Origin of the sequence: Hyalangium ruber, from assembly GCF_034259325.1 — a bacterium.
Lineage (GTDB): Bacteria > Myxococcota > Myxococcia > Myxococcales > Myxococcaceae > Hyalangium_A > Hyalangium_A rubrum.
Genome location: NZ_JAXIVS010000002.1, coordinates 192,828 through 205,416, shown reverse-complemented (window position 1 = coordinate 205,416; position 12,589 = coordinate 192,828). Strand labels below are relative to the sequence as shown.

Annotated in this window: 12 protein-coding genes; 9 read left to right on the top strand and 3 right to left on the bottom strand. The window is 69.6% G+C overall.

The genetic code is table 11. From position 1 onward, the window contains the following. The 3 genes from SYV04_RS05915 (at position 1) to SYV04_RS05905 (ending at position 2,899) form a co-directional block, all read left to right on the top strand. Entirely contained in the window at positions 1 to 477 is a 477-nt protein-coding gene (locus tag SYV04_RS05915; protein WP_321544633.1) for a TspO/MBR family protein, read from the top strand. Between the two features lie 212 nt (positions 478 to 689). Beyond that, entirely contained in the window at positions 690 to 1,214 is a 525-nt protein-coding gene (locus tag SYV04_RS05910; RefSeq protein ID WP_321544632.1) for an RNA polymerase sigma factor, read from the top strand. Further along, positions 1,211 to 2,899, top strand: coding sequence for a zf-HC2 domain-containing protein (locus SYV04_RS05905; RefSeq protein ID WP_321544631.1), 1,689 nt, complete (start codon positions 1,211 to 1,213; stop codon positions 2,897 to 2,899). Before SYV04_RS05910 ends, SYV04_RS05905 begins: the two co-directional genes overlap by 4 nt. A gap of 55 nt (positions 2,900 to 2,954) precedes the next feature. On the opposite strand, the gene SYV04_RS05900 is transcribed toward SYV04_RS05905, so the two are convergent. Both SYV04_RS05900 and SYV04_RS05895 read right to left on the bottom strand, forming a co-directional pair. Beyond that, the gene (locus tag SYV04_RS05900) at positions 2,955 to 3,122 is read right to left on the bottom strand and encodes a hypothetical protein (protein WP_321544630.1); all 168 of its coding nucleotides are present in this window, start codon (positions 3,120 to 3,122) and stop codon (positions 2,955 to 2,957) included. Positions 3,123 to 3,273: 151 nt separating this feature from the next. Then, positions 3,274 to 5,313: a PAS domain-containing sensor histidine kinase gene (locus tag SYV04_RS05895; protein ID WP_321544629.1), complete on the bottom strand. Its 2,040-nt coding sequence runs from the start codon at positions 5,311 to 5,313 to the stop codon at positions 3,274 to 3,276. A 164-nt stretch (positions 5,314 to 5,477) separates the two neighbouring features. On the opposite strand from SYV04_RS05895, the gene SYV04_RS05890 reads away from it, so the two are divergent. Continuing rightward, complete coding sequence (locus SYV04_RS05890; RefSeq protein WP_321544628.1) at positions 5,478 to 6,221, top strand: J domain-containing protein; 744 nt, start codon at positions 5,478 to 5,480, stop codon at positions 6,219 to 6,221. Positions 6,222 to 6,230: 9 nt separating this feature from the next. Here SYV04_RS05890 and SYV04_RS05885 read toward each other — a convergent pair whose 3' ends face one another. Further along, positions 6,231 to 7,181 carry an endonuclease/exonuclease/phosphatase family protein gene (locus SYV04_RS05885; RefSeq protein WP_321544627.1) on the bottom strand — a complete coding sequence of 317 codons (951 nt, stop codon included), beginning with the start codon at positions 7,179 to 7,181 and terminating at the stop codon, positions 6,231 to 6,233. 308 nt (positions 7,182 to 7,489) lie between these two features. On the opposite strand from SYV04_RS05885, the gene SYV04_RS05880 reads away from it, so the two are divergent. From SYV04_RS05880 to SYV04_RS05860, 5 genes are all read left to right on the top strand, one after another. Further along, positions 7,490 to 8,047, top strand: coding sequence for a hypothetical protein (locus SYV04_RS05880; protein ID WP_321544626.1), 558 nt, complete (start codon positions 7,490 to 7,492; stop codon positions 8,045 to 8,047). Positions 8,048 to 8,210: 163 nt separating this feature from the next. Next, positions 8,211 to 9,050 carry an AAA family ATPase gene (locus SYV04_RS05875; protein WP_321544625.1) on the top strand — a complete coding sequence of 280 codons (840 nt, stop codon included), beginning with the start codon at positions 8,211 to 8,213 and terminating at the stop codon, positions 9,048 to 9,050. 15 nt (positions 9,051 to 9,065) lie between these two features. Further along, the gene (locus SYV04_RS05870) at positions 9,066 to 10,271 is read left to right on the top strand and encodes a vWA domain-containing protein (RefSeq protein WP_321544624.1); all 1,206 of its coding nucleotides are present in this window, start codon (positions 9,066 to 9,068) and stop codon (positions 10,269 to 10,271) included. 42 nt (positions 10,272 to 10,313) lie between these two features. Beyond that, the gene (locus SYV04_RS05865; RefSeq protein WP_321544623.1) at positions 10,314 to 11,600 is read left to right on the top strand and encodes an endonuclease domain-containing protein; all 1,287 of its coding nucleotides are present in this window, start codon (positions 10,314 to 10,316) and stop codon (positions 11,598 to 11,600) included. Beyond that, entirely contained in the window at positions 11,587 to 12,585 is a 999-nt protein-coding gene (locus tag SYV04_RS05860; protein ID WP_321544622.1) for a hypothetical protein, read from the top strand. Before SYV04_RS05865 ends, SYV04_RS05860 begins: the two co-directional genes overlap by 14 nt. The last annotated feature ends 4 nt before the right edge of the window (positions 12,586 to 12,589 follow it).

Genomic DNA, 12,589 nt, shown 5'->3' with positions numbered 1-12,589 from the left:
ATGAGGCGTGAATCAGCCGTGGCCCTGGGAGTCTTCAGCGCGCTGACAGCGGGTACGGCCGCCCTGGGCGCTCGGGTGACGAATCATGGAACGCAGCTCTGGTACCGCCGGCTGCGCAAGCCTCCGTTCCAGCCGCCCAAGGCCACGTTCCGCTATGTGTGGCCGGTGCTCTACGGCTGCATCGCCCTGTCGGGCTGGCGGGTGTGGAACGCGCCCTCGGGGCCGGCCCGCTCACGCGCCTTGGGCCTGTGGACGCTCCAGCTCGGCCTGAACGCGGCCTGGTCCTGGCTCTTCTTCGGCAAGCGGCGGCTGAAGTCCTCGCTGGTGGACAACCTCGCGCTCGGCACGAGCATCGCCGCCTACATCGCCGCCGCGAGAAAGGTGGACCGGCCCGCGGCGGCGCTCGTGGCGCCCTATCTGGGTTGGGTGGGCTTCGCCAATCTCCTCAATGAGGAGCTCGTTCGGCGCAACCGCTAGGCCTCAACGCCCAGAATTCTCTCGCTCCGGGAGTTTGGGAAAAATCTTCCCCGGGAAGATCTCCGGGGACCGTCGTTCTGCTGGGCAATATGGACGCGGTTGCCCTACATCACGACGGTCTCGGCTCCTCCCTGCGCTTTCGAAGCTTGACTGCCCGGGAGCGGACGGACCAGCCTGCGTCCCGCTTGGATTCCGGGTCCCTGCCAACGCCCATGATGGACAGCCGGTGGTTCGCGGCCTTCGTCCGGGAGCACGAGTCCGCCCTCCACGGCACCGCGCTGCGGCTGTGTGGCAACCCCACGGATGCGAGGGACCTCGTCCAGGACACGTTGGAGCGCGGACTGCGCAGCCTGTCTCGCTACAAGGTGGGGACGGATGGCCGCGCCTGGTTGCTCACCATCCTGCACAACATCTTCATCGACCGTTGCCGCTCGCGCACCCGGGAGCGCCGGGCGGACGTGTCCGCGGAAGAGGTGGAGGAGCGCATCGCCGCCCCCGAGGCCGAGGCACAGCCGGGCTGGGCCTCCATCAGCCCCGAGCAACTCAATGAGGCGCTGGAGAAGATCCCCGAGGAGTTCCGCCTCGTGTACCAGCTCCATGCGTTGGAAGGGCGCTCCTATATCGAGATCGCCGAGAAGCTGGGCATCCCCAAGGCCACCGTGGGCACGCGGCTCATCCGCGCGCGCCGCCGCCTCAAGGAGCTGCTGATGCCCGTGGCCACGGGAGGCGGGGCATGAGCGAACAGCCGGACATGGGCGAGGAGATTCATGACCTCGTACACGCCTTCGCCGACGGAGAGCTGGAGCCCGCCGAGGCCGATGCCTTCCGCGTACACCTGGGCACCTGCGAGCAGTGCCAGGCGGAGCTCAACGACATCCTCCAGCTCCAGGCGCTGAGTGGGCGGCTGGCCTCGACGCAGACGCAGGCATCGTCTGCCTCCGCGCCGCCCGCGCAGGAGCTCCGCCCGAGCCAGGCTTCGCGTCCTGCGGAGGAGGCGTCCTCCCGAGCTTTTCGCCCCGCATGGAGCCGTCGTCGGCGTACCGCCCTCACCCTGGTGTTGGGCGGCTCGCTGGCGGCGGCTTTCGCGCTGGCGGTGCTGCGTGAGCCAGGCCCTGGAGCTGGGAAGCCCGAGGCGCTCGCGCTGGCGCCCACGCGCTCGCTGGAGGCGCGGCTGAGCTACGGAGGGGCCAGCACCTGGAGGCCCTACAACGTGAAGCGCTCCGGCACCGAGCGCGCGCTGGAGATGGTGCCGCTGGAGAAGCTCGCGAAGCTGGAGAAGGCCGGCGACTACCACGGCATGGGCGCCAGCTACCTGCTGCGCGGCGAGCGGGAGCAGGCCGCCGAGTTCCTGACTCGGGCCGCCGCCTCGGTGGACGTGGACAGCGATCGCGCGGTGCTGGCGTTCTCGAAGGGCTCGTTGAACGAGGCGCTCCAGCTCCTGGAGGGCGTGCTGGAGAAGGCTCCCAACCACGCACCGGCGCTGTGGAACCGGGGCCTGGTGCTGCGCGAGCTGGGGCTGGACCTGCTGGCGGCGGAGAGCTTCGGCAAGGTGGTGGCGCTCAACGAGGCGGGTTGGAGCGACGAGGCCCGCGAGCGCAAGGTCGCGCTGGAGAACCCGGTGCTGGAGCGGCGCAACCGGTGGAAGGCCGCGAGGGACGCGGGCAAGGCGCTGGTCGAACAGGGCACGCCCATGCCCGAGAGCGCCGTGCGAGACGCACCGCCCGTGGCGCGCCGCTCGCTGTACCTCGCCGTCGGATCCGCACCCACGGCGGAGCGGGTGCTCGCGCTTCGGCCCGTGGCCCAGGCGCTGGATGCCCACTATGGCGCCCGCGTGCTGGAGCCCTCTCTCGAGCGGATCGCGAAGCGGGACTTCACGAAGCGCGCGCCCCTGGCCGCCACCTTCGCCCAGCTCGTCGCGGGCAAGCTGGAGGCCAGCGAGGGCGAGGGCTTCCTCCGCCAGCTCCAGGCCAGCGGAGAGAACGATCTTCTCCTGAGCGCTCTGCCGCTGCTCCAGCAACTGCCGGCGCGGTGGGAACTCTACGCGTCCGCCGCGCGCGAGGAGGGCGATCCCTGGTTCCTGATGGACGTGGAGCGACAGCACGCTCTGGCGCAGCGGGCCGCCAGCGAGCCCGCCAAGGCGGAGGCCACGCTTCGCTCGGCGCTGACCACGTGCGAGCAGCAGCGCCTGGACGCTCGCTGCGCGGAGCTGCACCAGCTCTTGGCCGAGCTGTACGCCGCCGAGCGACGGTGGCCCGAGGCCCGCGAGCACACCCAGCGCGCGCTGGCCTGGGCGAGACAGGTGAATGACGTGGAGCTGGAGTCGGGGCTGCTGCGCACGCTCGGGCAGCTTGCCGGCCTTCAGGGCGCCTCGGCCCTGGAGCGCGCGTACCTCCAAGAGGCCCAGCTTCGCCAGCCGGGCTGAGGCGCCTGGACACGACAAGGGCCACGGACGCTCGAGCGCCGTGGCCCAGAAAGAATCAGTTGCGGAAGCGCGTGGGCTTGAGCGGGTTGAGCGTCAGCATCGCCGTGAAGTAGCGCGCCTGGCTCTCGCTCGTGCAGCGTACTTCCTGGATGCGGCCGCCCATCTTCACCCGAATGAGCCAGCCATCCTTCTCGCGCGTCATCGTGGGGCTATCAGTCGTCATGGAGTCCATCCTTGAAGTCCTTCCTCCCACCGGACTCTTAAGCACTCCGCGTGCCAGCGCTGGGAGCCGCGTTTTACGAGCGGTTGCCCCCTTGAAGTGAGCACCGGTGGACACAGGGCCTGTCTTTTTTGCAGAGCGCCCTGCAAGAGTTTCAGTGGACGTGGCGCTCGGGCAGGTGAGGGGGCGCCACCGGGGTCGCCGGCAGTGTCGGAAGGGCCACATAGAATGTGGAGCCGCGGCCCACCTCGCTCTCCACCCAGATGCTGCCACCGTGGCGCTCGACGATGTCGCGGCAGATGTAGAGCCCCAGCCCCAGCCCGCCGTAGGAGTGGGTGGAGACGTTGCGCGCTCGGAAGTAGCGCTCGAAGAGGCGCTCCTGCTGGTCGGGGGGAATGCCGATGCCCGGATCCCGCACGGTGAGCAGCACCAGCTCGCCGCGCGGCTCCAGGGCCACGTGGATGGTGCCGCCGTCGGGGCTGTACTTCAGCGCGTTCTCCAGCAGGTTGGCGATGACCTGCTCCAACCGGTAGGGGTCCCCGAGCACCTGAGCGGGAGCGGCGGGAGGCTGGAACTCGATGCGGTGCTCGGCGTCGTGGGTGCCCTCCGTCACGTGGATGACGTGCTCGACCAGGGTGTCCAGCCGGGTGGGCTGGGGGTGGAGCGCCAGGCGCCCGGACTCGATGCGCGAGGCATCCAGCAAGTCATTGATGAGCGCGGTGAGGCGCAGCAGGTGCTGGCGCGCGTGGCGCAGGCTGGAGGGGTCCACCTGCTCGCCCCGGTCCAACCGGCGCTCGAGGCCAGCCAGGCGCAGCGCCAGCGGGGTGAGCGGCGTCTTCAGCTCATGGGAGGCGATGGTGAGGAAGTCGTCGCGCACGCGCACGGCCTCCTGGGCCTCGCGGTACAGACGGGTGCGCTCCTCCTCGGCGTGCCGGCGCTCGGTGATGTCCTCCACCACGGCCCCCAGGCCCAACACGCGGCCGTCAGGGGTGCGCACCGGGTAGAGGCTGCTCGCCCAGAAGCGCTCAGGGCCGGGGAAGCCGAAGTCGGCGCTGCTGCTCAGCTCCACCTTCTCGATGGGCACTCCGGACTCCAGCACCCGTTGCAGGCGCTGCTCCAGGAGGGCGCCCGGAGGGCCCAGCACCTCCCGGGGTCGGCGGCCGAGGTGAGCCTCGGGCGGGTGGCCATTGAAGCGGGCCAGCACGTCATTGATGCGCACGTAGCGCAGCTCCATGTCCAGGAACGCCAGGCCGATGGGCGCGGTGTCCAGCAGCGTGTTCACCTGGGCCTCGCGGGTGGCGCGCTCCTGCTCCATGCGCCGCTGCCAGGTGATGTCCTCGATGATGCCCACGCCTCCGGAAACCTCGCCGTGCTCGTCGTAGCAGGGCGCGAAGAGGGTGCGCACCGGCGTCACCTTCTTGGCGGTGATGGAGTGGTATTCCCCCTCGAAGCGGGTGTGCTTGCCAGTGAGCGTGGCGCGGATGCAGCGCATGATGCGCTCGTCACGCAGGGTGAGCAGGTTGAGCCCCAGGATGAGCCGCTTGGACGAGCCGATGATGCGCACGAAGTAGTCGTTGCACGCGGTGACGATGGGGGTGCGATCGAAGTGGAAGATCCCCAGCGGCGCGTTCTCGACGATGACCTGGTAGAGCCGCTCGGCGACGGCGGGCGCGTGTGCTTCCCCTGCATGCCCGTACTGCCAGAGGCGGATGGACGTATCCTGCTCCAGGGCCGTGCGGCGGAAGTCGGGGGCCTCGGGGATGCGGCGCAGGGACAGGACGACGCGCTCGGACTCGCCCGCACGGGCGCTGCCCGCGGTCACCTCCAGCATGAGCTCCTCCCCCTCGCGGCGCTGGAGCGGTAGCAGGATGGGGCAGCCTCCATCGGAGCAGCGGCGATCCAGCAGGTAGCGCAACAGGGAGCGCCCATCCACGGTGTGCAGGCGCGTCGGAACGAGCCGGTTGAAGGGCTGACCGCGCAGCTCTTCGCGGCTCCAGCCGAGCAGCCGCTCGGCGGACTGGGTGAGGTGGACGATGCGCTCTTCCCCATCGCATGCGACCAGAGGGTCGGCCATGGCCTCGATCAGGAGCTTGAACTCGCCGCCGTCCGCGGGTGTCACCGTCAGGCCTCCCTGGCAGGTGCGAGGCTCCTCGGGTGGAACACAGGGATTGGGCCGCCCGGGGAGGGCACGCATCCCCTCCTCTCCTTATAGAGGTAGGTACGGTGAGGGGGGATGTGACTCCGACGCGAGGGCAGGGGAGGCGACCCAGGGACGCCCGGGTCGCGAACGGGCAGGCGGACCCATGCCCGTGACGGAAGCTGCACAACAGGCCACGTGAGCGCGTAGTCTTCCGGCCCGTGGTACACGTCCTCTTCTTCTCCGACAGGCAGGTGCGCGACAAGCTCTTCGCCCTGGTGGACGGGACGCGAGGGCCGTTGCTGGTGACGGGGGTGCGTCACGGCCCGAGCATGCGCCCGCCCGAGGAGCGCGAGCCCTTCGACACCCTGGAGGCCAGCTTCGGCCACACGCTCACGCAGGTGCTCGTGGCGGACGAGGGCACCGTGGAGGGGATGTGGAGGGACCCGCTCGGAGACCTGGGCGAGCGGCTCTACCCGCGCAGCAAGCAGGAGGCCTATGCGGCCTCGAGCGGCTTCCTGCTGCTCGAGGGCGGCCGCCCGCGCGCCGTGCTGCGCAAGCGGGGCGTGCCGCGGGAGGACCTCTGGTACTTGCAGGAGGCCCTCAGCCAGCTCTCCTCGCGCATTCCCGCGCCGGACCCCGCGCGCAAGCCCGGCCCGCGTCGCCAGGCGGCTCCCTCGGGCGCGCGCGCTGGCCCCGGGGATCCGACGCCTCCTCGTGGAACGCGCGCCCAGGCCGAGCCGCCACCTCCGCCGCCGCAGCCCACGGGCAGGGACCCCTGGCAGGTGCTGGGCATCGCACCCGGGACGCCCAAGGAGGAGGCGAAGCGGGCCTTCCGGGCGCTGGTGACGCGCTACCACCCGGACAAGGTGGCGCACATGGCGCCCGAGTTCCAGGAGCTGGCCGAGCGCAAGACGCGCGAGCTGCTCGAGGCCTGGGCCGAGCTGGAGAAGACGCTGGCCTGAAGCGGCCGCTCAGCTCGCCAGCTCGAAGCGGGCGATGAGCGGCATGTGGTCCGACAGCCCGTGGAAGCGGCTGGAGAGGTCCCCGAACGGCCGCGTCTCCTCCATGTCGAGCCAGCGCACCCCCCCGTTGGAGAAGAGGTGGTCCAGGTGCATGCGCATGTGCATGAAACCCGCGGTGGGGAAGCCTCGAGTGGCCGACGGGTCTATCTGCCCCACGGCGACCTGGGCGCTGGTGAGGTGGGCCTCGTCACACAGGTAATGGAACACGGGCGAGGCGGGCGGCGAGTTGAAGTCCCCGCCGACGATGAAGGGCTCGCCCTGGGCGTGCTCATGCAGCAGGTTCACCAGGGTGCGCGCCTCGTGGAGCTGGTTGACGCCCCGGCCCATCTTGTCCTTGGTGGCCCAGAACTCGCGGGCGAAGGGGGTGGGCAGGCTCAGGTGGGTGTTGAAGACATGGAAGGCGCGCTCGTTGTCGGCGCGCACCAGCCGCATGTGCGCGCAGATGCGGCTCTGCTTGCGCTCCTTCAGCCGCTGCACGTGGTGGTAGGTAATCTGAGCGGGGGCCTCCACGTTGTGCCGGTCCACCCGCAGCGTCCTGCGGTTGACCAGCATGGCCAGGCCCGTGGTGTAGAGCGAGAAGTCGCCCAGCTTGTAGTGGTGGGCGCGGAAGTAGAAGGCGTCGTAGGGCATCTCCCGCCCTTGCGCCCCGAAGATCTCCTCCATGCGGCCCATGAAGGCCTGGAGCTGGGTCTCGCCCGCGTGCTGGGGGCGGTGCGCGATGGAGCTGCGGAACGAGCTCGTCTCCACCTCTTGCAGGCAGACGATGTCCGGCAACGGCTCCAACGAGGAGATCGCCAAGGAGACCCGGCGCTTGGGACCGACCGTACTCGCCAGCCCACGCAGCGCGTGGCCGAAGTATCGGACGTTGTAGCTCACGATGCGTAAAGGTGTGTCAGCCATACACCCGGAACCGAGAGACAGTGAACCCTGGTGAGATTACCCACGCTGCTGCTTCGGGGTGATGGGTAACGGGCCGCCGCCACGGGTGGGAGGCCCAGGTCGCCCGGTTGCTCTCCAGGCAGGGCGCCTGCTCACTACCTCCAAGGTGGTACGAGAAAGCGGGCGGCTCTTTGCTTGCTTGATCTGTGCGCTACCTGATACTCGGCAGCCGCCCGGGGCCCCCAGCCTCGGCGCCAAGCACCCGCCTCGCGGGCCGGCCGTGGGGGGGACGGGCGCCAGTCGCCCTTTCATTCATGAGGAGTCCAGGAATGCGTTCCATCAAGTTGGCAGTAGCCGTTGTGGCGGTCAGTGGTCTTCTGGGTTGCGGTGGTAGCCAGCCGTCCATCTATCGCGTGGCCATGGAGCGGGTGACGCTCGCGAACACCGCTGCTTGCTTCCGCGCGGGCCAGGTCCCCACCACCAACCCGGACGAGACCACCAACATGGTGGACGAAGAGCAGTGGGTGATCTGGGACGGCATCGACGACGTGCAGTACCTGGAGCCCGGTAACATCGACTACAGCCTGGGCCAGGCCGAGGACATCTCCATCGGCGGCGAGGCCATCCAGGGCGGCAAGGTCGAGGACAACACCGTCTTCACCACCACGCGCACCCGTCGCGAGTCGACCACCGAGATCTACACCACCTCGGCCACCTACACGATCGAGAAGCTGGGCAAGACCCTCGAGGGTTCGCTGGCGCTGAGCTCGGCCTGTGCGGGCGCCGACTGCGGCGGCATCCCGAGCTGCAACGTCACGCTGCGCTTCGTCGGTCGCAAGATCAGCACCGACAACCTGACCGTCTACGACAACAGCGGCGGGGACTAAGCCTCGTCGCGGAGCCGGGCCCCTTCACCCACGGGCGGGGGGCCTGGCATCCCCGGGCAGGCTTGGAGCCGGCCTTGCCAACAGGGCCGAGGGCCGGCCTGCCAGGGGAGGCAGTGCGGAGCGCACGGAAGGGCCGAGGGTGTTAAAGGAGGGAGTAACCTCCATGACGCCCACCTCCCGATTCCGTGGAACCGAGAAGTACCTGTCCAGCGAAGGCCTCCAGGCCGCCGTCAACTGCGCGTTGGTGCTCCAGCGCCCGCTGCTGGTGAAAGGCGAGCCGGGCACCGGCAAGACGCTGCTGGCCGAGGCCATCTCCGAAGCGCTGGGCCTGCGGCTCATCCCCTGGCACGTGAAGAGCACCACGCGCGCCCAGGACGGGCTCTACGTCTACGACACCGTGCAGCGCCTGTATGACTCGCGCTTCGGCGACGGGGACGTGAAGGACATCCGCCGCTACATCCGCCTGGGGCCCCTGGGCGAGGCGTTCTCCTCCCCCGAGCGCGTGGTGCTGCTCATCGACGAGGTGGACAAGGCGGACCTCGAGTTCCCCAACGACCTGCTCCACGAGCTGGATCGGATGCGCTTCCGCATCACGGAGACGAACGACGAGGTGGTGGCCGCGCACCGCCCGGTGGTCATCATCACCAGCAACAACGAGAAGGAGCTGCCGGATGCGTTCCTGCGCCGGTGCGTCTTCCACTTCATCGACTTCCCGGACACGGAGCTGATGCGCCGCATCGTCGGGGTCCACCATCCGGGGCTGGAAGAGGCGCTGGCGGAGCAGGCGCTGAAGATCTTCTACGAGCTGCGCGGCTTCACCCGGCTGCGCAAGCGCCCCTCCACCAGCGAGCTCATCGACTGGATCGCCGTGCTCAAGGCCAGCGGCGTGCAGAGCTTCAAGCTGGATGAGAACCTGCCGTTCCTCGGCGCGCTGCTGAAGAAGGAGCAGGACCTCATCGCCGTGTCGGAGGCGTTCGGGCGCGGTCGGCGGACGCGGGCTTAAGAGGAGGCGAGCGCCATGTTCCTGCCCTTCCTCTATGAGCTGCGCAAGCGCGGGGTGCCGGTGGGCGCGCAGGAGGCGCTGGCGCTGGCGGGCGCGCTGAAGGCGGGCCTGCACGACAGCAGCCTGGATGGCTTCTACCACGTGGCGCGGGCGCTGCTGGTGCATTCGGAGACGCAGCTGGACGCCTTTGATCAGGCCTTCCTGGCGCACTTCAAGGGCATGGAGTCGGCGGGGCTGGAGCTGACGCGCGAGCTGATGGACTGGCTCAAGGACGCGCGTGAGCGCAAGGAGCTCACCCCCGAGGAGCAGGCGCTGCTCAACTCGCTGGACGTCGAAGCCCTGCGGCAGCTCTTCGAGGAGCGGCTGCGCGAGCAGCGCGAGCGGCATGACGGAGGCAACCGGTGGATCGGCACCGGGGGCACCTCGCCCTTCGGCAACGGAGGCGCGCCGCAGCAGGGCATCCGCGTGGGAGGCACCGGAGGCCGGCAGGGCACGGCGCTGATGCAGGCCGGAGAGCGCAAGTACCAGGGCTATCGGGACGACATCGTGCTGGACACGCGGCAGCTGGAGGTGGCGCTGCGCAAGCTGCGCGCCTTCGCGCGTGAGGGCGTGGCGGACGAGCTGGACGTGGACGAGAGCATCAGCGCCACGGCGAAGAACGCGGGAGAGCTGGAGGTGGTGACGCGGCCACAGCGCCGGCCCAACACGCGCGTGGTGCTGCTGATGGACTCGGGCGGCTCGATGGACCCGTACGCGGCGCTGGTGAGCCGGCTGTTCAGCGCGGCGAGCCGGGCCACGCACTTCAAGGAGCTGCGCACCTACTACTTCCACAACTGCGTGTACGGGAAGCTGTACGCCACCCCGCAGCTCACGGGCGGAATCACGGTGCCGGACCTCATCGGCCAGGTGGGGCGGCACCACAAGCTGGTCATCGTGGGCGATGCGTACATGGCGCCCTATGAGCTGGGCATCCGCACGGATGCCAACGGCAACTACTCGCAGGATGGCGTGGAGGGGCTCGTCTGGTTGATGCAGCTCTCCCAGCACTTCGAGCGCAGCGCGTGGCTCAACCCGGAGTCGCCGCGCATCTGGGCCGGCTCGACCATCGCGGCCATCGCCCGGGTCTTCTCCATGTTCCCCCTCACCCTCGAGGGCCTGGGCGAGGCGGTGACGCACCTCACCCGGGGACGTACGCCGAAGGGCACCACCGCCCGCAGATAAGATACTCCGGACTTCTGGCGCTCCGCCGAGGAGGCTTGTCCCGTGTCCCTGGTTGCCCTCGAGCCTCGGAGTGACGCCTTCGTCCAGCAGGCCCTGGAGCGGCACCAGCGCCGGAGGGAGGAGCAGGGCATCCCCACGCTCACCGTGCTCGTGGGCCGCTCGGGACATGCCATGACCTTGCTGCGCCGCTGGCTCGAGCCGCGCCGCCGGCTGCTCTGCACCGTGGTGGCGGAGGTGGAAGTGGAAGTGGTTCGTGCGTGGGTGGAGACCCTGGTCCGCGAGAGGAACGTCCGGGCCGACGCGGCGGACTTCCTGGGAGCGTGCGTGGGCCTGGCCCCGGGTGAGCTGCGGACACGACTGGAGGGAAGGACGACTTACGAGCGCGACGTCGTTCTCCAGGAGTTCCTCCCCCTGGCTCCAGACGGTGATGCCACGGCGGTGTGCAAGGTCCTCCTCCAGCTTTCGACCGGGCACGCCGGGGGACTTCTCTTCAGCGCGGTATTGGCCGCCTGTAATGGGGAGCCTGCTCGTGTCCTCGCGGCACTGCATACACTCGTCCCCGCGGGCACGGCCCCGGCGCTCCTGCTCACCGGAGTGGAGCCAACCTGGTTCGCGCGCGCCGCGCGGACGGCGGCACGACTGTGTGACGCCGTGCCCCTGCTGCCCCTGGCGCTCAACACGGAGCGCCCGGCCGTCGACAGCTTCCTGGGGAGCAGTGAAACCCAGGCGCATGCCATGGTGCGGGAGGGGCTCATCGGGCTGGAGGCACCTTCACCCGTCGAGCTCCGGAGGCGGCTGGAGGCGCATGGGGTTCGGCACGCCGACACCCTCTCCGACTCCCTGTCCGGGCTGGCGGAGGATGGCGTCTCGGAGGAGTTGCTCGCCCAGTTCGCCAAGGCGGCCCGGGGGCGCGAAGCCGCCGCTTCGAATCCCGCCGAGGCGGATGGAGCGCGAAGCGAAGCCGAGCGATTCCTGCGGATGATGCTCGATGAATTTCCGGACACTCACGGGCTCTTCGAACTCAACAAGCGCGCGAAGTTCAGAATCCACAATCGGCCTGTAGAGGTAGACTTCCTGTCCGACCTGCTGCGTGTGGCCATCGAGATCGACGGCTACTATCACTTCCGGGGGCCCGAGGCCTACCGGCGGGACCGACGCAAGGACCTGGAATTGCAACTCCACGGTTACCTGGTTCTCCGGTTCCTCGCCGACGATGTAGTAGCCCGGTGGCGGGAGATTCGAGATACGCTCCGTCAGGTAGTCTCACGGAGGCGCGACCTGGCGAGAGTGCCACCGCCTCTTGGGGAGGATGCAGATGGTGGGGGATGACGTTTCGCGTATCGGGGAGCTGGCGCTGGCGTGGTTGCTGACGCGCGCCGAGGGGAAGGGGGCCCGGAGCGATTTGTCGCGCGCGTTGAAGCCCTTCGCAGAGCACCGCTGGAGCAGCGGTGAGTGGAGCACCCGGCTCGAGGAGGCGCTGACCCGGCTCGAGCAAGGGGGCCTCGTACTGCAGAACGCGCGCAAGGGCCTCACCGTTACCCCGGAGGGGCGCACCCGAGGGCTCGCGGCGCTCGGGGTGGAGCGCCTGGCCAAGGGTACGAGCTGGAAGCAGCTCAAGCGCGTGCATCTGGTGGCGCTGGCGCTGGGGCTGCCACCTTCCTCGGCGAACCTGTCCCGGTTGGGTCGTGCCGACGGCATGCGCGCGGTGCTCGTGCAGAAGCAGCTCGGGCTTTCGGCCTCCAGTCCCCAGAGCCTCGCGCAGGTTCGGGATGCGCTGTGCTGGCGACAGCTGGGGGTGGAGACCGACAAGCCATTCACCCTGGCCGCAGTGCAGGCGGTGTTGCTCGGCCGGGCGCTGCAAGCCTCGCGCGAGGTGGCTCCCGCGCAGGCCCTGCAGCAGTTGGCCGCCCGGAGCGTGGGGGCTCGGCGCACGGACACGGACAGCCTGCGCCTGGCGGCCCTGCGCGCGTGGGCCTTTCCGGCCGTGGAGTCCACGCCCGCCGAGTCGGCTCCCGCGCCCGTTCAGCCCGTTCAGGATGTCCTGCACGACTTCGCCGGGCGGGTCCTGCAGGCGGCTCGCACCGCGACGAGCGGGCGCTTCGGAGACGACCGGGTTTTCATCTCCCACGTCTGGCGTGCCATGCAGGGGCAGGGCTTGGATGAGCAGTCCTTCAAGCGCCGCCTCATCGAGGCCAACCAGAAGCGCCTGCTGTCCCTGAGCCGCGCGGACATGGTGGAGCTGATGGACCCCGCGGATGTGTCCGCCTCGGAGATCCAGCACCTCGGCGCCACCTTTCACTTCATCGCCCTGTAGCCGC